Consider the following 21,715-nt stretch of genomic DNA (forward strand, 5'->3'; position numbering starts at 1 on the left):
TTACGCTCCCTTCATTGCGTCTAGCATGCCCCACATAGGCAAGAAGATACCTAAAGCAAGCACTAACACCATCGCGGCAACGATGAGGAGTAATATCGGTTCGATGCGTGCCGTTAAGGTTTTGAGGTCATAATCGACCTCTCTATCGTAAAAATCTGACACCTCTAGCAACAACTCATCAATTCGACCCGTCTCTTCACCAACCGATATCATCTGGATCACCAGAGGCGTAAAGATATTGGCATTTACTGCCGTTGAAGAGACGCTACTGCCAGCCTCAATCGCCCCCTTCATTTCAATAATGCGATTCTCTAAAAACTTGTTATCGATCGCTTCCGCCGAGAGTCCAAGAGATTGGTTAAGCGGAACGCCCGCCTTAAGCATCAAAGAAAAGGTTCGTGAAAAACGTGATAACTGGGCACGGTTCAATATGCCACCGACGATGGGCATCTTAAGTTTCAATTTATCCCACTTTTCTCGCCCCACTTCAGTCGCTAGCCAAGCACGGAAAGCAAACAGCCCTCCGATAATGAGGGCAATAAGCAGCAACCAGTAGTTGACAAAGAAATTCGAGGTTGCAATCAGGACACGTGTCGGCAAAGGAAGATCGACACCAAATCGAGCAAACATATCGGAAAACTGAGGAATAACCTTCAGGTTAAGTACAAACATTGCGCCGAGGATAAAGGTCAGTACAAACATAGGATAGCGCATCGCCGCTTTGATACGCTTGCGAGTTTCCACCTCTTGTTCGTAGTAACTGGCCAACTGTTCTAGTGCCTGATCTAAGCGACCGGTATTCTCACCCACGGCGATCATAGAAACAAACAGCGGACTAAACACGTGCGAATGCATCTGCATACATGATGACAGGTTGCGACCATTAGTCAGTTCATTCACGACTTCCTCAAGAGCGCTTTTGAGCTCTTTGTTGGTGCAGTTTTGTGTCAAACCTTTCATGGAGCGCAGCAGCGGTACCCCCGCTTTGGTCAGACTGAAAAGCTGACGGCAAAAGATCACTAAGACCTCAAGGGGCACTGAGGGTTTGAGTAATTCATTAAGGTTATCAATCAGTGATTTACCTGAGCTACCTTGGCGGATCTCGATAGGAATGACACCACGCGAGATCAAAATACCCGCTGCGGTCTCTTCATTCGGAGACTCAAGGGTTCCTGAGACTTCGCTGCCATTGATATCACGGCCGGTATAAACGTAATTTGGCATACTATTCTCTTACCTAGATATAGATTGGCTCAATATCGATAGAAGCATCGCCTTCACCCAATGCCATGACTTCATCTAAGCTAACGGTTCCGGACATGGCTAACTCCATGGCAGAGACAACCAGAGGTTTATACTCCGTGCTCGCGCGTGCGGTTTGGGCAAATAGCACGGCATCATTAGCACGCAAAGCATCCATCATGGCACTGTCGAGTTCCAACATCTCAAACACGCCAATTCGACCTCGAAATCCTGTCAGATTACAGTTTTGACAGCCTTGTCCTTTTTGAAAACCATGAGTGACCTGATTGGGGAAACGTGATAACAACCACTGTTTAGTATGATCATCGAGGTGATGGTCATGGGAACAATCAGGACAAATACGCCTAACCAAACGCTGAGCAACCACGGCTCGCACCGCACTGGCAACCAGATAACCCGGCGCGCCCATGTCCATCATTCGCAGTGCGCTGTCTACCGAATCATTGGTGTGTAATGTCGAAAGCACTAAGTGACCCGTCAGTGCGGCTCGCAGACCGATCTCAACCGTCTCTTGGTCACGCATCTCACCGACTAGGATAATATCCGGGTCTTGGCGCAAGAACGTTCTTAAAATGGACGAGAAATCTAGATTGATCTTAGAGTTAACCTGAACTTGGTTAATACGCGGCAGACGGTATTCCACCGGATCTTCCGCAGTAATGATCTTTTTCGCTGGGCTGTTTAACTCGGTAAGCGCACCGTATAGCGTAGTAGTTTTACCTGAACCCGTTGGACCGGTCACCAAAATCATACCGTGCGGTCGACGCAGTTGGCGGCGAAGTTTAACCAGAAGATCACTCGGTAAACCAGAATCTTCTAAACGACGCACACCTTTTGACTGATTCAACAGACGCATCACGACAGATTCACCATACTCTACTGGCATGGTCGACATACGAATATCGACCGATTGACCTTTTGCTCGAATATTAAAACGACCATCTTGAGGTAAACGCTTTTCTGAAATATCCAAGTTCGCCATTAACTTGAGACGCAGTACCAATGCTGACGCGATGTTGACCTCATTCAGTAAGGTCTCGTGTAACACACCATCAATACGCTGTCTTAGGCGCAACACATCGGCATCAGGCTCAATATGAATATCCGAGGCACCGACCTGAATCGCATCTTCGAACATAGAGTTGATCAGTTTAACGACGGTAACTTCTTCACTCTCACCCACATCAGCGCTAAATTCAAACGAGTCGGTGGATTGGTGTTCCGCTTGCAACTGCTCGGCAAATGAGGCGATCTCTTTGGTGCGTCGATAGTAGCGATCAAAGCCGTCAATCAGTTGCTGCTCTGGTGCAATCACAAACTCTATCGAGTATTGACCTAATTGGTTCAGCAGAGACTCTTGAGCGAATAGATCCGCCGGATCACTCATGGCGACCCTTAAGGTATTTTCATCCTTTCGACCAATAACCAACGCTCGCAAACGCCTTGCGTGTACCTCTGGCAATAATTGCACAGATTCAGTCTCTATTTGGGCACGGCTTAAGTCGATAAGGGGCAAGCTCAATTGCTGAGACAAGAAACTCAGCATCTGCTGTTCGCTCAACATACCGAGATCAATCAGCGTTGCTCCGAGTTTACGTCCGGTATTACGTTGTGTCGCTAATGCTTGTTGCAGCTGTGACTCATTGATAATGGCTTCTTCAACCAGCAAATCACCCAGTCGTTTTCGTAGCTTAATTTGCATTGCCGCTCTCCTCCAAGCTCGCGAGTACCTTCAAACGATCGCGAATAAATGCTTTAGACTGACTAGAGATACCAATCATGTTGAGGGCTTTTTGATAAGATTCTTTGGCCTGAGCAAACTCCATTTTTCGCTCTTGTTGAATGGCTAAACCCATCCACCAACGAGCATTCAGCCTGTCTTTCACTGTCAACAGCTGATAACTTTCATAGGCAAGATCGGTCTGTTTATTGCGTTGTGCTAAACCAGCGCGTAAAGAGAGATACTCTTGACTTGGGTTGTTCGGTAAATACACCAACGGTGTTAAGGCTGCTTCTTGTTGCTGCTCTTTAATTAACAGCTTGGTCAGTGCAATGCGCAGCCCTTCACCTTCTGTGTTTCTATTAATACCATCTTCTAGCAGTTGGTAGGCTTTATTGATTTGTCCTTTACCGTAGTAAAGCGCCGCTAACTGCTGACGCACTTGTTCGTTGCTGGCAGTGTATCTCAGGGCATCTTCATAGTGGGCAAGCGCACTATCAATGTCATTACTATCAAGGGATTTTTTAGCGCGAGCAACGGCTTTCTCTGCTAACTGTTCTGGGCTGAGTTCTACCTGCTCAATAATCATTTGTCCAATGCTATCGTCATTGTGGGTCACTTGAGCAATCAGTACCGGTTTGTCTGCGACTGGGTTTACCTTGTTCTGACGCGGTTCTGTCGCTGCATTGTTGACTGACTGAGGGGGGGTTAAGCGAGCCGCCGATTGAGACGACTGGGATTGTTTTGCTGCTATTTTACCCACTTGTACTTCTGCTTGTGAAATTGCTGCTACTGCAACGGAAACCGACGGTGTCACTTGAGTCGCGGGTTCAGGCTTTGGTTCTGCTTTCGGCTCCGCCTTTGGTAAAGCGTACACGGTAACAGGAGATGACTGAGTGCTCACAGTTGGAGACGCGGTTTTGATGGCGGCATCAGTGTGATTTGTTGGCGCGACCGAGACGACTGGCGCAACCGTTGATTGCTCGATGTTAGGTTCAAGGTTAGCCATCGTCGGTGAATCGGCTTGGGAAATCGCCCAACCTCCCATCGCTACGCTCATCGCAAAACCCACACCAACCCAAACAAATGCCGGTGTACGATTCGATGTTGGGATCTCCGCTTTTTTGATGGCAAGCTTCGATGGGTCTTGCTGTTGGTTTAATTCGCTTAGCGCTTTATTAATCGCACTCATTGTTGTTTCCACCCCCAAAGCACTGGGTATTTGAATGTTGGTTTCTTTGCGTCAAAAGTGTCTTGAATCGCAAGATAAAGCTGCTGGTTAGTGACCACTGGACTCTTGGCGCTAAACGCGAGTAATAACGATTTGTGAGCAATCTGATGCACTAATCGTGGGATCCCTTTGGTCGCTTTCCAGATGGCTATTTTATGCTGAGCTTTAAACATATGGCTCTGTGCTCCCGCCCATTCCATCCTTTGTTGTATATAGGCTTGAGTCTCGTCGCAAGTCATCGTTCGGAGCTTGGCACTAAAGGTAATGCGCTGCCTAAGCTGACGCATATTATGTTGCTCAAGTCTCTGGTCCAACTCAGGTTGTCCAAACAGTACGATATGAATCAGCTTGCTGCTTTCTGTTTCAAGATTACCCAACAGCCTAAGCGTCTCTAACGCCTCATCAGACAGGGCTTGAGCTTCATCAATCAAGGCGACTACGGGACGACCTTCGCGCTTTGCTTGGATCATTTTATGCTGCATATGTTCCAGCAACGTCTCTTTGTCTGACAGGTCGATCTCTAACTCTCGAGCAATGGCCAAACGCAACTCTTGTCCAGTCAGCACCGGATTAGGTAAATAGACCAAGGTATAGTTTTCGCTTAACTGATTGATCAGCATACGGCATACCATGGTTTTGCCCGTGCCTACTTCTCCCGTCACCTTAAGCACGGCTTCACCTAACTCCACACCAGCCACCACGGTTTGAATGGCTTCGTAGTGTGGCGCTAACCCCAAAAACATCGCTGTATTTGGGGTGAGTGAAAATGGAAACTGTGTTAATCCAAAATGGTCAAGATACACAAACTACCTGCTCGACGACGCGCCTTGTTAGCTGTTTATTGTTAAGTCACTTATTGTTAAGTCACTTTAGTGTTGAGTTACTTACTCTGTTAAGTGTCTTTCTATTAAGCTTGTTACTGCTGAGCTTCGTTTTCTGGGAACCACTCATTCAGGATATCTCTTGAGCGCTCAACCTCTTTCTGCCAAGTGTTTACGCCAACAACTGTTGGACGCAATAAGATCACCAATTCGGTTTTTTGTGTCACTTTTTGCGTGTTTCTAAACAGGTGCCCCAATGCTGGTATGTCTCCAAAGAATGGGACTTTCGACACTAAATCGGTACTGGCTGACTTCATCAGACCGCCAATCACGACCACGTCACCATCAGCCGCACGAATAACTGAATCAGACTCACGAATCGAACTGGTGGCTAACGGAACAATAATGCTACCTTCCGATAATTGGATCTCTTTAGTTTCTTCCGTCACTTCAATCACAGCGGGGTGTACATGCAGCAGTACATTACCCTTGTCATCTATCTGTGGCGTGACATCCAATGAGATACCCGAGAAGAACGGTGTCAGCTCGATATCCGATGCAACACTGGCATCATCACCCGATCCAACCGTACTGGATACATCCGTTACGAAATATTCATCAGTGCCCACTTTGATCACCGACTTTTGATTATTGGCAGCTGTGACGCGTGGGCTAGAGAGCACATTCACATCGCCTTGTGTCTCCATGAAACTCAAAACAGCGGTGAAATCGCCACTACTTATGGTCAGGTTAGTTTGACCACCCAACAGTGAGCCAATATCACCCAGCACTGGCGTTGAGCTAGGAGCAAGGCGGTCAATCGTCAACGCGCCTCCTAAATCACTCCAACTGATGCCCTGCTGGTAACCATCGCTCAGCGTGACTTCAAGGATCTTAGTTTCAAGTATGACTTGGCGGTGGAGACGCTCCTGAGATTGGCTAATAAATTCTTTCACTTGGCGAATTTCATCAGGGTAAGCGCGCAGGGTTAACAAGCCCGCTTGTGGCGTCGTGACGACACTGCGTCCATCACCGCTGCCGATTAACCCGGTCACCGCCAACTCGAGTGCTGGCCAGAAATCACTCTCACTGGTGGTTTCAATCGTAGTACCACCGCTCTCGCTATTGTTGCTGCTACTGTTACTACTGTTGCTGCTTGAACTAGAGCTTGATGAAGACGAGTTCGAGTCACTATTACTATTTGAGTCGTTAGTCGTGATCGTGCCAGTAGTGATGGATGTCAACGAGCGACCTGAGCGCTTGAAGTGCAGATAATCCACTGGGATCGAGACGGTTCTCAGACCCGCTGGAAACACTTGAATGATTCGCCCTTTCTTCTCTATCTCATAACCATACATATCACTGACGTTATCTAACACCTCATCTAAGGTGACATCAGAAAGGTTGGCGGTAATATTGCCGGAAACATCAGGATGCAGTGACACGCTGTACTCGGTGCCTTTCACCAAACTGGTAAAGAAAGCTTTCGCGTTAACGTTGCTCGCTTGCACTCTAAAGCGCTTTACATTCTGATTGGTCAGCAAGTGACTGCTACCCAACTCAGGCATTAAATCCGCTTCTACCATTGCGGGCAGTGCATCTAAGCTTTTGTTATTTGCATTATTGACCGCTTCATTGAGGCTCTGTTTAATTTCTACAGGGTCTCTATGCCCCATAGCGCATCCTGCCAATGCGGCGATACATACACTGATTACTACCTTACGCATCATAAATTAGCCTTAATATTTCACATCCATAGAGAACAAACCTAGCTTCCACTGCTTGTTAGCACGCTGCAGAAAAACAAATTCGTCATTAATTTCTGTCACTTTATATCCTTGAACGGTCGAGCCTTTGGTGACAACTTTACCGCTGAGCACTGCTGAGCAGGTTTGTGACTGCTCACATACAATACTTTGTAGTTTAGGAACTGGGTGAGTCACTGCCTTCTTGGGTTTGCTCACTTGCTTTTCCGGCTGTTGCCATCCCAACGGAGCCGTAGGGTCTTGCGACGCCAAGCCTTGCCCCGATATGAGTAACATCAGAAATAAACTGTATCTAGCCACCAATAAATTCCTTACGCGTCCCTAATGTATATATTTCTAACGTTAATCGTGCCTGCGGGTACGCTTCCACACTGTAGTCAAAACTGCGCCAATAATACTTTACTGGCATGTTTTCTAGCTTCGCTAGATAGTCTGCAATCGCAAAGTAACCACCCACTAACTCAATCTTTACCGGATGAACAAAATAACCTGAGTACTCACTCGCAATGGATGTCCCAGTGATAGGCTCGGGTGGAAGCGACTCCAACGCCACCAACTTAAGTCCCTCAGTTTGCGACAGCACCTGCTCCAATAACCCAGCCATCTGTGACGGCGAAATAAGGTTATCAACAATACCAGATAACTGGCTAGAGAGTGCTTGGCTCTGCTCAATCAAATCCGCGTACTCTTTCTCTACCGCTTGATTGGGATCTTTAACCAGTTGACTACGCAGCAGTAAAAGTTGCCCTTCTAGCTCTAGGTTTGCATTTTTTGTCGTTTGTAGACGTTTATCTAACGCCTGCTTATTTAGTATTTCGGGTTCTAATAGACCGATAAAAAGGCTCGCGATAATCACCACTAAACCACATAAGCTAATCAGCCATTTTTCGCGTACCGAAGTGGCGGAGAATTTGGTCCTATACGTTTGCCATTGCTGTTTCATTACTCTTCCTCCACACGATCAGACGAATCGGCAATGGGTTCTGCTTGATTCGGAATGGTATTGAGATCGAGAGCCGAACGAGCACCATCCATTGCCGGCTTGGTTTGCAGTTCAAAGGTCACAATGTCCTGGTCATTTCTGCCTATTTTTAGGCTTTCAAAAGTACGACCAACCAAACTGGGTTCTGATTTAAATTGACTGACCCAGTTTGGTATCACACTGGCACTACGGGCTAAACCAGACACATCCATATGTTGCTGGTTTAACGAGATACTCTGCAAAGAGATATCACTGCGCCCCAGCTTGGCAAGCGCCTTCATTAAACTTGAGTAACCCACCTGTTGACCAGTATCGTATTCGTCCACGGCATGTAACGCCTCTTTTGTCGCCGCAATTTCACGCTTTAAACGCGCCACTGCTGCCACTATCACCGGTGACGGCTTATGCTTTTCCAGTGCTGATTGACTTTCAATCAGTTCATTACGCAACTGTTCTGAACGGGTCGAGTTAAGCGTTAATTGGGGCGTTAATTGAGTCACTTGATAATGGGTATAACCATAGGCAGCCAGCAATATCGCCGCAGAAATACCCCAAAGAGCAAGCATACTCTCTAAAGGAAATCGCTCTTTTTGCGGTTTAAGATAGGCAGGGTAAAGATTAACATCTAATGATTGAGATAGACCTGATGCCAAGCGTGCTAATAACTCACCGTTTCCGCCAGTTCTTTCTTCAATCAGCGGTATCACTTGTACACTTAAGCGATCGGACAAGGCTTTGGCCAATTCTGGCTCAGGTTCTTCGTCACAACAGCAACGCAGAATATGAACGCCACCCGTTTTAAACTGAGACGAGAGGTAATCCAGAGAGCGTTGTAATTCGAGCGCTAAACTATCAACTTCAAGACCTAAGTTATCACTTTTTATCACCGGACCTGAGACGCCACGAATCATACGCTGGAAGATAGGGCGCTGCTCCATAAAAGCACTGACACGATAGTTTTCAAACCGCCCTCTCTGTAGCAAGACGACATTGTTTTCATCGGGCAGTGCCTGACCCCAAATCATCTCTTCAGGGATGATGGAGTGTAACGTGTGACCCGCTTTTTCAATTAAACTGGCTATGGAAAGCACATCCACTTTTTTTACTACATAGGCCGAGGTTTTATTTTGTGACGGTAATTCGATCGCATCCGCCACAATATCCGTGACGCGCTCACTGATGACCTCTCTTAATAGGTAAGGCAGCGCTTGTGGCCACTCAGGTTTTGGCAGCTTGGGGGTGTCTATTTGATAGTTTTGATACATTTGACTGCCCAACACTATCTGAATGGCACGACTACTCTCTTTGATTTGCTTGAGAATTTGTTCGACGCTCAGCGCCCAATTTCTCGCAGTAACATCAACACGTACGACTTCACTTTGCCCCAACTCCGATAGATAAACGCTATCCGATTGAATAACGACAACATACGGTGTCTTGGCGCTAATTTTGGGGTTAAATCGTGCTAATAAAGTTTTAAACATCATAACATTACCGCATTAAGACTTACGCCAACGGTTTCTTCTACCGGGCTTTATCATGGTTGGTTTGACTTTGGGTTTTGGCATCAGTTGTTTCTCAGGAGCAAAATAACGACCTTGTCCACCATTGACGCCAAGGTCCAGTAAGGTATACCACTCTTTCTTGGTTTCAACACCAACGGCTATCACCTCAGTAGGAGAGTCGCCACAGGCACCCACGATACTACGAACAAACAATTGGTTCTCATCGCGCTGATCAATTTTTCTAATCAAGCTACGATGCAACTTCAAATAATCAATATTAAGATCTTTGATGTAGTGGGTACTTACAATTGAGCGCCCCGCTTGTCCAACAATCACAACGCAGCCCAAACCAGATAGCATTCTAACCACAGGACGGATATAGTCCAGATGTTGTACCAATCTTGCTTCTGGAAACTCAAATGAGAGAAGAGTTCTGACAGATGTTGGGAGTTGCATCAACTCATCTCGAAACCACTTGAAGTAATTTTTGTTGGCAAAAGGTTCGACATAGAGATTGATCGACACAGGTAGAATGTCAGAAGAGTGCTTTATCTCTTTAAATACCTTGCTCAATACCGCTTTATCACAATGAGCCTGATATCCGACCTGAATCAATGCCGAATGGAAACGAGATGCCTTAATAATACCACGCTCGGGATCTTCAATCCGAGCAAACACCTCTCGGTGCAAGGTTTTCAGGTCTTTGCCCTTTTCATGCCAATAACAAGGCTGGGAAAAGATAAGAATATTATCTGGCTGTAAGGCATGATCAAATAAGGTTCGCCAACGAACACTGCCTCTATCACCCATTTGCGAAGCTTGCTTGCTAAAGCGATTCCAACCATTTGCTTTCTGTAACTGAGCACTTTTTAATGCGGTTTCCGCTTCCGACATAATACGCCCGTGAGGCTCGCCTTCACTGTACATGCTGACGCCGATATGGAACCAGTTATTTTCATCAAGCTGCCTAGGCGTGATCACTTTTTCTAACATGCGAATCGCTTGGGTCGCAATGTGGTCGACCTCTTTAATGCCTTGATGAGGAATGAATATTGCGAAATCGGATTCGTAGTAACGAGAGAAGATCACATCGGGATAGCGCTGGGTCACGTTGGAAAGAATCTCACTGACTTCAACCAAAAACTCATCAGAAACGGTTTTACTGACCTGTTCTTGTACTTGGTCCCAATCTTCGATTCTAAACAGCAACACAGCGCCATTAGCACCACTTTCTTGCAATGCGGATTCCAGTTTACTATCAAACAAAACGCGGTTGGCACTGCCGGTCAATGGATCAAGAAAGGTTTGTGAACGGATAAAGGTGTCAAAGCGGCTGCGCTCCTGACGAGCATCTTGTAACTCCTCAATGAGAATATCCAGCGCCTCACTAGCCGTATATGGCCACTCCCTGACATCACCTTTGGCATATTGCTCTACTCGACCACCGAGGATCATCCGCCCACGTTCTTCTAACAGTTCGGAGCCAATCAGTTGCAGCTTCAACCACTTCACACCACGCACTAAGCAGAAAACAATCAACGCAACGGCAAGGGTGACAGACCCCAAAGCACCAAACGAATATCGCAAATCTAAATACGGGGGGCGGACCAGAAACTCGACTTGATAGCCCTCATTGCGCTCCAATCGATAGGTATTACTGTATGCAAGATGAGAATCAATCAGTGGTGCGGTGTTCTTATATCGATAAATCACACCCGCGGGCGAAGAGAGTTCCATTTCAAGGATATTGCTCGCTTGCAGCATTTTTGGCATCCAGCGCTGCATCAGGTAAGCGGCATCCGGATCTTCTAACTCTTTATCAATAATATGAGTAATGCTCGATAAGTGCTGATTGAGATATTCATTACCCATTTTTTTGATCGACAAGGTACCGCCGACAAACAAAATAAACACAGCACTCATCACTATCACGGTGACAAATGCCACTAAACGAGTACTGAGTTTTAGCGTAGGTGTTTGTCTCATAAAATGCTCAAATCCTTTTTAAGCAATAACGACTTAAATTGACGATATATAGGGTTATGGAAGAGGAAAACTGATGGTAGCTTTAATTTATAACAATCATTATAGTTATTGGTCCTATGATAGAGCTTTATGACAAACTTAACAATTAATGTTACGTCAGAAACCATAAGCGCTCACATAAAAACAGAAAACCTGTTAACACCCTGAAATTTAGGGTAAAGCACTGTTTTTCCATCCCACTAAAGAAAAAATAGCACAGTTCCGTAACACGCTACGGCTAATTTTATAAATATTTCAATAAAAATACTTATAATTCAACACAATAGCAAAAATCTCATACGAACAGTAATGTTTCATCACTTTATGCGACGAATAGAGGAATTGTGTATCAAGAGGTGATCACAAATCGCATTCAATCTCACTGCGTTGTTCGCGTTTCGCACTGTCATAAAAACACGCGCTGGCACCAAGACATGCTCTGCCACAAGACAATAAAAAACCCAGCTCTGAAAGCTGGGTTTATCAAATTCGTCAACGGCTAAATTAACTCGTTGTAAATGAACTCAATTTAGAACGGAATATCGTCATCGAAATCCATTGGTGGCTCATTGTATTGAGGCTTAGGCTGTTGTGTAGGTTGCTGTGCAGCTGCTTGCTGCTGAGTTGGCTGTTGCACTGGCTGTTGAGGTTGACCCCAACCTTGTTGTTGCTGTTGCTGCATACCGCCTTGGTTCATGCCACCTTGGTTCATACCGCCTTGCTGCATCGGTGCACCACCGCCTTGACGACCACCTAGCATTTGCATCACGCCATTAAAGCCTTGAACCACAACTTCTGTCGTATAACGGTCTTGACCACTCTGATCTTGCCACTTACGAGTCTGCAATTGACCTTCAACGTAAACTTGTGAGCCTTTTCTTAGATACTCGCCAGCAACTTCAGCCAACTTACCAAACAGTGCAACACGGTGCCACTCTGTTTTCTCACGCTGTTCACCTGTCGCTTTATCACGCCAAGATTCAGAAGTCGCAATGGTAATGTTCGCCACGGCACTACCGTTTGGCATGTAACGAATTTCTGGGTCGTTACCTAAGTTACCCACTAGAATGACTTTGTTTACTCCACGGCTTGCCATGTTTTGCTCCGTAACTACACTCGCTTAAATTTAGCCACGTAGGATACCACGAACTTGCACAAGCTCAATAGCTGTTCTGTGAGTGAGCTCGTTTTTTTCATCTAATAATCCTTATTGACCGATAACTCCACAGTCTATGTTAAATATCGACTTATCAATTACTTAATAGCATTTAATCCCATTCCAATTATTAAAACTCTGACTAGCCAATCAATCTTATTTTTCTCACTATCACTCTGAAAATCACCGAAAGGAAACCCGATGAGAAAAGTAAATTACCAAAGAATCATTCAGCACATCACGATAAACAAACACTCTAGCCACCCTTTGATCAGTAGATTATCGCAACTCTGTGCCTCTCCTATCACCTCGATAGAACCTCAAGATCTATTGGAGGCGCTAAATCGCTTTCAAAATCGAATCCTACTGTTTGACTATGAGGAGGCATTAGAGTTATTTCAGCAAGTCGAGGAGTTGCCATTAATAAACAATGATTTCGAGACCATTATCATTAACGTGCCCCATCAGTTGACGACGGAATTGCTGCTCCGGTTCGGTCATTCCAAGGGATTATTCTACCGTAGTCAGAGTCAAGAAGAGACAGCGCAAGGACTCGATGATGTCATCAATGGAGAGCTTCGCTTACCTAATGAAGTCTGCCGCCAACTTCTTTATCACTACCGACATATGGCGAAATCCATCCTCCCTCAAACCCTAATAAGCCTAAGTGGTCGACAGATAGAGATACTATCGATCTTAAAATCGGGGGCTACTAACTTACAAATCGCTGAGCAACTGTGCATCAGTGAATCGACCGTGAAATCGCACCTTTATCAAATTTTTAAGAAGCTTTCCGTCAAAAGTCGTGTGCAAGCAATCGCTTGGGCGAACCAGAACCTGTTATAGTCGTGTCTTATAGTTTAGACTGTGCGCAACTAATCTTGTACTGCATTGTATTTGTAACATGGGTTAGATAGCCTGATTAAAATCTAGGCTATTTAGCAAGTTAGCTAGGTGATAACGGTTAGGCAGTACAATGGAATAAAAAATTAATAAAAGGGTTACAGCATGATTAAAAAATGCCTATTTCCAGCGGCAGGTTATGGAACACGCTTCCTGCCAGCCACTAAATCTATGCCAAAAGAGATGATGCCTGTGGTCAATAAACCACTCATTGAGTATGGCGTCGAAGAAGCGATTCAAGCCGGTATGGATGGCATGTGTATCGTAACGGGTCGTGGTAAACACTCGATTATGGATCACTTCGATAAAAACTATGAGCTAGAACATCAGATCAACGGTACGAACAAAGAAGAGTTACTGGTGGATATCCGTAACGTCATTGATAGTGCTCAGTTCACTTACATTCGTCAAAGAGAGATGAAAGGTCTAGGTCACGCCATTCTAACGGGCCGTGAGTTGGTGGGTGACAATCCTTTTGCCGTTGTTTTGGCGGATGACTTGTGTGTAAATGAGCAAGAAGGCGTTCTGGCGCAGATGGTATCACTGTATAAGCAGTTCCGCTGCTCCATTGTTGCCGTTCAAGAAGTCCCTGAAGATGAGACGCACAAGTACGGTGTGATCTCTGGTGAAGCGATTAAAGACGATATCTTCCGCGTCGACGACATGGTGGAAAAACCGGAAAAAGGCACTGCGCCAAGTAACCTTGCTATCATCGGTCGCTATATCCTGACTCCAGATATCTTTGAGTTGATTGAACAGACCGAACCAGGTAAAGGTGGTGAGATTCAGATCACTGATGCACTGCTAAAACAAGCAAAATCAGGCTGTGTTCTGGCGTACAAATTCAAAGGCCAACGTTTTGACTGCGGTAGTGTTGAGGGCTATATCGAAGCGACTAACTACTGCTTTGAAAACCTCTACCTTAAAGACGAGAAAAAGTCTGAACTTGGAAAGTTTGCCACAAAAAAGGCATCATAAGCTCATCCAAGCCAAGACTCAAACTGGTTTCTGATTGTTCAAAAGCCAGTGACTAAAAAAAAACAGTGACCTAGGGTCACTGTTTTTTTATCCAGTATTTCTTTGCACATATCTCACACTATGTAATACTTGTCAGACTTAGTATTACAAGAGTGCCTGTTATGGATCAGATTGAAGTTAGGGGAGCCCGAACCCATAACCTAAAAAACGTAAACCTTACTATTCCTCGTGATAAATTAATTGTTATCACAGGCTTATCTGGATCAGGAAAATCATCGCTCGCTTTTGACACCTTGTATGCGGAAGGGCAACGCCGTTATGTTGAATCCCTATCAGCCTATGCTCGTCAGTTTTTGTCCTTGATGGAAAAGCCCGATGTTGACCATATCGAAGGTCTCTCTCCTGCCATCTCTATCGAGCAAAAATCCACATCTCATAACCCGCGATCTACGGTCGGTACTATCACTGAAGTCTATGACTATTTGCGTCTGCTGTATGCTCGTGTGGGTGAGCCTCGCTGTCCCGAACATAAGGTTGCGCTGACTGCACAGACGGTTAGCCAGATGGTTGATAAAGTCTTGGAGCTTCCAGAAGGCTCAAAAATGATGCTGCTTGCGCCTATTGTTAAAGAGCGTAAGGGTGAGCATGTAAAAACTTTAGAAAACCTCGCTGCACAGGGCTTTATCCGCGCTCGTATTGATGGAGAAACCTGTGATTTGTCCGATCCACCGCCGCTTGAGCTACACAAAAAGCACACTATTGAGGTAGTGGTTGATCGCTTCAAGGTAAGAGACAATCTACAACAACGCTTGGCTGAATCGTTTGAGACAGCCTTAGAGTTGTCTGGCGGAATTGTTAACGTCGCTTGGATGGACGACAACGAACAAGAAGATATTATTTTCTCTGCCAACTTTGCTTGTCCTTATTGCGGTTATAGCATTCAAGAGTTGGAACCCCGTCTGTTTTCATTTAATAACCCAGCAGGGGCTTGCCATACTTGTGACGGTTTGGGTGTACAGCAATATTTTGACCCTGACAGAGTGATTGTCGACGCAAATTTAAGTCTGGCTGATGGCGCTATTCGTGGTTGGGATCAGAAAAACTTCTACTACTTCCAAATGCTCAACTCGTTAGCTGAGCATTATAAATTTGATATTTACCAACCCTTCAATTCTTTGAGCAAAAAAATCCAAGAGGTTATTCTCAAAGGTTCGGGACGTACCGAGATTGAATTTAACTACGTCAATGATCGTGGCGATCTGCGCGTTAAACGTCACCCGTTTGAGGGGATCCTCAATAATCTTGAGCGACGTTATCGTGATACAGAGTCCAATTCAGTTCGTGAAGAATTAACCAAATATATTTCGACCAAATCTTGCAGTTCGTGTGGCGGCACTCGCCTAAAAGAAGAAGCCAGAAACGTATTTATCGCCGACACGCCGCTCCCCTCTATTGTGGAAATGAGCATCAGCGATGCGATGAGTTTCTTCCACTCCCTTAAGCTCGAAGGACAAAAGGCGCAAATCGCCGATAAGGTAATGAAAGAGATCAATGACCGTCTGCACTTCTTAGTGAATGTCGGTCTTAACTACCTCAACCTCTCTCGCAGTGCCGAAACGCTGTCCGGTGGCGAAGCTCAGCGTATCCGTTTGGCGAGTCAAATTGGCGCTGGGTTAGTTGGTGTCATGTATGTGTTAGATGAACCATCGATCGGTCTGCACCAAAGAGACAATGAGCGTCTGCTGAGTACGCTCACTCACCTAAGAGATCTTGGTAATACCGTTCTGGTGGTGGAACATGATGAAGATGCCATTCGTATGGCAGACCATGTGATCGATATTGGTCCTGGTGCTGGTGTCCATGGTGGCGAGGTAATTGCCGAGGGTACGGTGCAAGATATCATTGCCAGTGATGCCTCACTGACTGGTCAATACCTTTCGGGTAAGCGTAAAATTGCGATACCAGAAAAACGCACCCCCGTTGATAACAAAAAGCTGGTCAAGTTAACTGGCGCCACCGGTAACAACCTAAAGGCTGTGGATCTAACGATTCCAGTTGGCCTCTTTAGTTGTATCACTGGAGTATCTGGGTCTGGTAAATCAACCTTAATTAACGATACCTTCTTTAAGATTGCTCACACCCAACTAAATGGCGCGACAACCGCAGAGCCCTCTCCATATAAAAAAATCGATGGGTTACAGCACTTCGATAAGGTAATTGATATCGACCAAAGTCCTATCGGACGCACGCCGAGATCAAACCCTGCGACCTATACCGGCATTTTTACCCCTATTCGTGAATTGTTCTCTGGCACCCAAGAATCTCGCTCTCGTGGTTATAAGCCAGGACGTTTCAGTTTTAACGTACGAGGCGGTCGCTGTGAGGCTTGCCAAGGAGACGGGGTCATCAAAGTAGAAATGCACTTCCTACCTGATGTCTATGTTCCTTGTGATATCTGTAAAGGCAAGCGCTATAACCGTGAAACCTTAGAAGTTCGTTACAAGGGTAAAACCATTGATGAAGTTCTCCAGATGACGGTCGAAGATGCACGAGAATTTTTTGATCCTGTGCCAGTCATTGCAAGAAAACTGCAAACACTGATGGATGTGGGACTGTCTTATATTCGCCTCGGTCAAGCGGCAACCACCTTATCCGGTGGTGAAGCACAACGAGTGAAACTCGCTAAAGAACTCTCCAAGCGCGATACTGGGAAAACCTTATATATTCTTGATGAGCCGACAACGGGTCTGCACTTCCATGATATCGAATTGCTACTGACCGTTTTGCACCGCTTACGAGATCATGGCAATACCGTGGTTGTGATCGAGCACAATCTCGATGTCATTAAAACGGCGGACTGGGTTATTGATCTTGGTCCAGAAGGCGGTCAAGGCGGCGGGGAAATCATTGCCGAAGGAACCCCGGAAGACGTCGCTAATGTCAAAGGTTCACATACTGCGCGCTTCCTCAAACCTATGCTATAACCCTAGGATATGTGAGAAATTTAAGGCAATATACTGAGCAGACAATACGTCTGCTCATTGTTTTTTTGGAGTTCACCCACACACCATGGCGATTACCTTCACTAATGGCACCCAATTGGAGCGCAGTCCCCTAGCTCGTCCACCGCTAAATCGTAAGTTTTTGGTGGCGATGGTTGCCTTGTATCTAGTAGCAGTCCATCTGTTTTCTCCACACTTTCTTGCTACAGGCACCGGACTGAGCTTGTTATTTAATAACGCAGTATGGTTAGTGTTTGGCGTAGTGCTTGGCATTGGGTTGTATCAAATCGCCCGTAATCGATACTTTCGCTATAACAAACTTACCCTTGGCTTGTCTGCCTCATGCGTATTACTGCTCATACCCAGCTTTTATGGCGATGCCAATTTTTATTCGCTCACACCACGAATGATCGGTTTGCTGCTTGGTTTGCTGCTCTTTGTACTATTGCAACAATTTCTCTTTTCTAATAAACAAAAACAACGTTTACTTTGGTTAGTGTTGATCGCCGCTTTAATCGAAGCCGTGATTGGTTATGGGCAATACCTCATCATAACGCCGATTGACGCCAATACTGCCGTTCGACCTGAGGGTGCATTTCAACACCCTAATACTATGTCGAGCATGCTAGCGACTGGGTTTATTATCTCTGGCTATCTATTGGCGCGTCTCTCACATAAATACAATCGTAAAGCAGCCAGTGCGATCACCTTATACCTCACACCTGTCATTATTATTCCACTGATTGTCATTATCGCCTCGCGCACCGGATGGCTGTCTGCGGCAATGGGCGGTGTCATGCTGATTCCCTACCTTTATCGCCACTCCACTCGGAAACGATTTCGTGGTTGGGTATTTTCAACGCTATGCGGCTTGGCTATTGGGTTATTAATAGGTCTAAGTAACGCTGGCAGCCAAAATCTCATCACAACCAAGACACAGGTGAACGATTTTCGTACCACCCTCTACCCTCAAGCTTTGGATATGTTTATTGAAAAACCCCTAACTGGGTATGGCTTAGGGCAATTTGAGTCTGAGTACGTTGTCTACAGTGCGAGACAACATCACCTGAACCCTCAATACCCAGCCGCGCTTGAAGGAGTAAGCCACCCGCACAATGAAGTGCTACTTTGGGGGATCGAAGGTGGGATCATTCCTATACTTGGACTCTTGTTGGCGGCGGGTCTGGTATTGACCCGCATCTACTACGCTAAAAAACAGACTCGTTTAGCCATACTGGCGTTAATATTGCCTATTTTCCTTCACGCCATGTTGGAGCAACCTTTTTATCACTCCATGATTCATTGGATCACTTTTATCGTGTTGCTCTATTGGATTGATCAGCGTACTCCTCGATCATCTCGCATCAATATATCAAGAGTGACCACCCACAGTGTCCGTGCTTTTGCCTTTATTGTACCCACAATGCTCGTTGTCGCTGTGAGTACTCATCTATACGGCCAATATCGTATCGACCAGTACAAGCAGCAAGAAATCGACGCCACTGCCCTAATCGATAGTAATAATCCTCTACTGAATCTAAACGGCAACTATATGTATGCCGTCAATCATGCCAAGTTAGATCTTGGATTGTCAGAGCAAAACTCACAGCGAATTATCGATTACATCAATTGGGCTAGCAAAGCGATTGCACGCCAACCAAAGCCTGAACTGTACCAAGGGCTACTCAACGCTTACCAAAGCCAAAATGCCTACAGTCAGATGCGACAAGTTGAAAGTGAAGCCTATTACCTGTTTCCAAACCACGTATTCTCGGTCAAGGGTTCTCAAGCTGGCAGTGTGCTCAAACCAGAGTAATAACAAAATAAAAATAGGGCGACTCAACAGAGTCGCCCTATTTACCTCTTAGCAATTTGCTTCTTAACTATTTGCCTCTTAATAATTTACCTCATCGCTGAGTCAAGTTCTTCGTATGAGGTGTTTTAAAATAAGGCTTAGCATTCGAGCCGATCAACCCTGCCATTCATAAAGTGCAGGAATACGGATTAAATCATTGTCAAAACGAATAACGATCTGCTGTGGTTCTATTTTCATTAAAATCATGCCGTTAAAACGATCTCCCTCGCGTAACTCTTCACCATTGATCTTGATCCAACGCCTTTGTGAATCCGAAGCATACATATGGGTTTCCAAGTTCATCGCAGGCAAGCGGCCACGATAACGTGATTGATTAACCTCAAGATCGATATAGTCCGAAGACTCCGATAAAGATTGCTCAGCATCAATATTATTAAACGCAGAAGCTACCTTACGAGCGATCTCCGGATCAAGACCGCTGAGGTCCAACTGCTCTAGATTTAAATTGTCGTTGCGAGTGGTTGGTTGGCTTACCTCTGGTTTAGAAACCTGAGGTACGCTTGATTGTGTATTGACCACTAACGGTGCATCGGAAGTTATCGACTCAGTTGCCAGTTCAACAGGCTTGGTCGAGCTATTGGCACTTTGTTTTGGTAACACTTTCAACGAGGTAAAGTTGGGATAAGCTAGAAGCTCATACACTTGCTTATCTTGTGAAGTGACATCCGCTAACACATGACTATTGACCATTAAACTGATGAGGCCGAGAGTGAAGGTTGTCGCCGTGCGTTGATTCATTGGACTGACTCCCCTTTCAATGATGGTGCTTGATGTTGGGTCATAAGATCCAGTCGTTTTAACGTGTTTCTTCCAGCAATGCCATCCACGGTCATTTTTTGCCAACGCTGAAATAGCTCAACTTTGTTCTTCAGTGTTTCATCAAATACATAACGGTCCGATACAGGCTCACCCAAGACAATCGATAGCTTCTCATCAAGCTTTCTAACTTGCTCACCTGTTTGGTTCATACGCAGGGTTTCGGTCAGTTCACGCTGCCATATACGGTAATACTCGCCACTCCAATACTGTTGCAACTGAGACACAGGCAATACAATCCGCTGCTCGCCATTTAGTACCTGAGCTTTATCGTCGTTGACTTGATATAAGGTCACATAAGACATTTGGTTGTCGATCAGCAAAGAGAGCACCACTGGAACATCCCCCGCGACAAGTTGTTCAAACGTACCCAGTTCTTTTTGACACTGGAATAACTGATTGCTTTTAGATTCACATAAGCCATCGAGGACACCAGCCTGATACCCCCATACCGCATACAGCTCTTGTATCGCCGCAATTTTATCTGTCACTGCTGATAAATACTGTTTCAACTCAAGCTGAGCTTGAGTTGCGACTTCTGGTTCAGGAAAGCGATCCTGTTCAGAAAAGCTATCTTGTTCAATACTCAAAGGAAGGTTTGCGGTCGCCTCTGTTTTATTAGATTCAATAGCTTTATTGGATAGACGAACCTCATTAGGCTCAATAACTTGCTGAGACTCTTGATTCACTTTTACCTGACTATCGGATTGCGTCTTAAAGTGATTAAGTAGGTTGTCACCCTGCCAATAAACTAAACCCGCAACTAATACCCCAGCAACACCCGCTATCAGGTAAGGAGAGTAACCTTTTTTTACCGCGATACTAGCGACTTCAATGTGATTCCCAACCCCAGGAGCTTGATAGGCGATAATGTCATTGCAGGCTTGATGCGCCAGTGTTTTTGACACCTGTTTTTCACCAGAATGGTAGGCATAGTAAAGACATTTATCCGCCATCAGGTTGATTAAGCGAGGAACGCCCTGACTGGCATGACTGATAACTGATATGCCCGAGGAGGTAAACAGCTTAAGCTCTCCTCCCGCTTTGGATAGGCGAAATTCAATATATTGACGGGTTTCACCTTCAGTGAGCGGCAATAAATGGTATCGCCCAGTAATACGCTGCGCGAGTTGCCTCAACTGGGTCGTGCGCAGTTTGTCTTGTAGCTCAGGCTGTCCAATTAGCAGTACTTTTAGCAACTTGCGTTCATCGGTTTCTAGATTGGTCAGTAACCTCAATTGCTCGAGAACATCGGCGGATAGATGCTGAGCTTCATCAATCACAACCAAGGTATTGATACCTTGTTGGTCATTGTGTTGTAAATAACGATAAATGCCTTGGCTTAACCGTTTCAGCGATGCATTTTCTGGGTACTCTATCGCGAACTCATCACATATTGCCTCTAACAGATCTTTGCTAGAGAAAGTGGGATTCAATATCAGTGCCGAGGCAGTTTTGTCAGTTAATGACGCTAACATCGCCTTGGCGACGGTGGTTTTCCCTGTCCCTACTTCACCGGTTAGCATAGCAAAGCCACCGCCCTGCCCTAAACCAGCCTGCAGATGCTGCATCGCTTCCCTGTGCCTTTGGCTCAAAAATAGGTAGCGTGAACTTGGAACAATTGAAAATGGTTCTTCGCGAAAACCGAAAAAATCCTTATACATGAATCCG

The 21,715-nt window shown here is 45.5% G+C and carries 16 protein-coding genes; 4 read left to right on the top strand and 12 right to left on the bottom strand.

Features of this window, described 5'->3' with window-relative positions; all coding sequences use genetic code 11:
* From L9Q39_RS11010 to L9Q39_RS11055, 10 genes are all read right to left on the bottom strand, one after another.
* Positions 1–1,224: a type II secretion system F family protein gene (locus L9Q39_RS11010; RefSeq protein WP_237485106.1), complete on the bottom strand. Its 1,224-nt coding sequence runs from the start codon at positions 1,222–1,224 to the stop codon at positions 1–3.
* Between the two features lie 13 nt (positions 1,225–1,237).
* A complete protein-coding gene (locus L9Q39_RS11015) occupies positions 1,238–2,965 on the bottom strand; it encodes a GspE/PulE family protein (RefSeq protein ID WP_237485107.1) in 1,728 nt (575 codons plus the stop codon).
* Positions 2,955–4,175, bottom strand: a complete 1,221-nt coding sequence (locus L9Q39_RS11020) for a tetratricopeptide repeat protein (RefSeq protein WP_237485108.1) — start codon at positions 4,173–4,175, stop codon at positions 2,955–2,957. The genes L9Q39_RS11015 and L9Q39_RS11020 overlap by 11 nt, the downstream gene beginning before the upstream one ends.
* On the bottom strand, positions 4,172–5,017 hold the full coding sequence (locus L9Q39_RS11025; protein WP_237485109.1) for an ExeA family protein: 846 nt from the start codon (positions 5,015–5,017) through the stop codon (positions 4,172–4,174). Before L9Q39_RS11025 ends, L9Q39_RS11020 begins: the two co-directional genes overlap by 4 nt.
* A 113-nt stretch (positions 5,018–5,130) precedes the next feature.
* Entirely contained in the window at positions 5,131–6,762 is a 1,632-nt protein-coding gene (gene mshL, locus L9Q39_RS11030) for a pilus (MSHA type) biogenesis protein MshL (RefSeq protein WP_237485562.1), read from the bottom strand.
* A gap of 12 nt (positions 6,763–6,774) precedes the next feature.
* A complete protein-coding gene (locus L9Q39_RS11035) occupies positions 6,775–7,101 on the bottom strand; it encodes an MSHA biogenesis protein MshK (RefSeq protein ID WP_237485110.1) in 327 nt (108 codons plus the stop codon).
* Positions 7,094–7,744: a type 4a pilus biogenesis protein PilO gene (locus tag L9Q39_RS11040; protein ID WP_237485111.1), complete on the bottom strand. Its 651-nt coding sequence runs from the start codon at positions 7,742–7,744 to the stop codon at positions 7,094–7,096. The genes L9Q39_RS11035 and L9Q39_RS11040 overlap by 8 nt, the downstream gene beginning before the upstream one ends.
* A complete protein-coding gene (locus L9Q39_RS11045) occupies positions 7,744–9,270 on the bottom strand; it encodes an MSHA biogenesis protein MshI (RefSeq protein WP_237485112.1) in 1,527 nt (508 codons plus the stop codon). The genes L9Q39_RS11040 and L9Q39_RS11045 overlap by 1 nt, the downstream gene beginning before the upstream one ends.
* Before the next feature lie 12 nt (positions 9,271–9,282).
* Entirely contained in the window at positions 9,283–11,274 is a 1,992-nt protein-coding gene (gene csrD, locus L9Q39_RS11050) for an RNase E specificity factor CsrD (protein ID WP_237485113.1), read from the bottom strand.
* Positions 11,275–11,842: 568 nt separating this feature from the next.
* Positions 11,843–12,409 (bottom strand): single-stranded DNA-binding protein, encoded by a 567-nt coding sequence (locus L9Q39_RS11055; RefSeq protein WP_237485114.1) that lies wholly within the window; start codon positions 12,407–12,409, stop codon positions 11,843–11,845.
* A gap of 261 nt (positions 12,410–12,670) precedes the next feature.
* Between L9Q39_RS11055 and L9Q39_RS11060 the strand changes: the two genes are divergently transcribed.
* The 4 genes from L9Q39_RS11060 (at position 12,671) to L9Q39_RS11075 (ending at position 19,168) form a co-directional block, all read left to right on the top strand.
* Entirely contained in the window at positions 12,671–13,315 is a 645-nt protein-coding gene (locus tag L9Q39_RS11060) for a LuxR C-terminal-related transcriptional regulator (protein WP_237485115.1), read from the top strand.
* 162 nt (positions 13,316–13,477) lie between these two features.
* The gene (gene galU, locus L9Q39_RS11065; RefSeq protein WP_237485116.1) at positions 13,478–14,350 is read left to right on the top strand and encodes a UTP--glucose-1-phosphate uridylyltransferase GalU; all 873 of its coding nucleotides are present in this window, start codon (positions 13,478–13,480) and stop codon (positions 14,348–14,350) included.
* Between the two features lie 161 nt (positions 14,351–14,511).
* The gene (gene uvrA / locus L9Q39_RS11070) at positions 14,512–17,334 is read left to right on the top strand and encodes an excinuclease ABC subunit UvrA (RefSeq protein ID WP_237485117.1); all 2,823 of its coding nucleotides are present in this window, start codon (positions 14,512–14,514) and stop codon (positions 17,332–17,334) included.
* Between the two features lie 85 nt (positions 17,335–17,419).
* A complete protein-coding gene (locus L9Q39_RS11075; RefSeq protein WP_237485118.1) occupies positions 17,420–19,168 on the top strand; it encodes a PglL family O-oligosaccharyltransferase in 1,749 nt (582 codons plus the stop codon).
* A gap of 153 nt (positions 19,169–19,321) precedes the next feature.
* Here L9Q39_RS11075 and L9Q39_RS11080 read toward each other — a convergent pair whose 3' ends face one another.
* Both L9Q39_RS11080 and L9Q39_RS11085 read right to left on the bottom strand, forming a co-directional pair.
* Complete coding sequence (locus L9Q39_RS11080) at positions 19,322–19,966, bottom strand: general secretion pathway protein GspB (protein WP_237485119.1); 645 nt, start codon at positions 19,964–19,966, stop codon at positions 19,322–19,324.
* Positions 19,963–21,708 (bottom strand): ExeA family protein, encoded by a 1,746-nt coding sequence (locus L9Q39_RS11085; RefSeq protein WP_237485120.1) that lies wholly within the window; start codon positions 21,706–21,708, stop codon positions 19,963–19,965. Before L9Q39_RS11085 ends, L9Q39_RS11080 begins: the two co-directional genes overlap by 4 nt.
* Positions 21,709–21,715: the final 7 nt, after the last annotated feature.

Source organism: Vibrio hippocampi, from assembly GCF_921292975.1.
GTDB classification, from domain to species: Bacteria; Pseudomonadota; Gammaproteobacteria; order Enterobacterales; family Vibrionaceae; genus Vibrio; species Vibrio hippocampi.

Excerpts from the sequence above, each read along its gene's own strand:
- L9Q39_RS11010 (WP_237485106.1), bottom strand. The coding sequence starts at position 1,224 with ATGCCAAATTACGTTTATACCGGCCGTGATATCAATGGCAGCGAAGTC.
- L9Q39_RS11015 (WP_237485107.1), bottom strand. The coding sequence starts at position 2,965 with ATGCAAATTAAGCTACGAAAACGACTGGGTGATTTGCTGGTTGAAGAA.
- L9Q39_RS11020 (WP_237485108.1), bottom strand. The coding sequence starts at position 4,175 with ATGAGTGCGATTAATAAAGCGCTAAGCGAATTAAACCAACAGCAAGAC.
- mshL (WP_237485562.1), bottom strand. The coding sequence starts at position 6,762 with ATGCGTAAGGTAGTAATCAGTGTATGTATCGCCGCATTGGCAGGATGC.
- L9Q39_RS11040 (WP_237485111.1), bottom strand. The coding sequence starts at position 7,744 with ATGAAACAGCAATGGCAAACGTATAGGACCAAATTCTCCGCCACTTCG.
- L9Q39_RS11045 (WP_237485112.1), bottom strand. The coding sequence starts at position 9,270 with ATGATGTTTAAAACTTTATTAGCACGATTTAACCCCAAAATTAGCGCC.
- csrD (WP_237485113.1), bottom strand. The coding sequence starts at position 11,274 with ATGAGACAAACACCTACGCTAAAACTCAGTACTCGTTTAGTGGCATTT.
- L9Q39_RS11055 (WP_237485114.1), bottom strand. The coding sequence starts at position 12,409 with ATGGCAAGCCGTGGAGTAAACAAAGTCATTCTAGTGGGTAACTTAGGT.
- L9Q39_RS11060 (WP_237485115.1), top strand. The coding sequence starts at position 12,671 with ATGAGAAAAGTAAATTACCAAAGAATCATTCAGCACATCACGATAAAC.
- galU (WP_237485116.1), top strand. The coding sequence starts at position 13,478 with ATGATTAAAAAATGCCTATTTCCAGCGGCAGGTTATGGAACACGCTTC.
- uvrA (WP_237485117.1), top strand. The coding sequence starts at position 14,512 with ATGGATCAGATTGAAGTTAGGGGAGCCCGAACCCATAACCTAAAAAAC.
- L9Q39_RS11075 (WP_237485118.1), top strand. The coding sequence starts at position 17,420 with ATGGCGATTACCTTCACTAATGGCACCCAATTGGAGCGCAGTCCCCTA.
- L9Q39_RS11080 (WP_237485119.1), bottom strand. The coding sequence starts at position 19,966 with ATGAATCAACGCACGGCGACAACCTTCACTCTCGGCCTCATCAGTTTA.
- L9Q39_RS11085 (WP_237485120.1), bottom strand. The coding sequence starts at position 21,708 with ATGTATAAGGATTTTTTCGGTTTTCGCGAAGAACCATTTTCAATTGTT.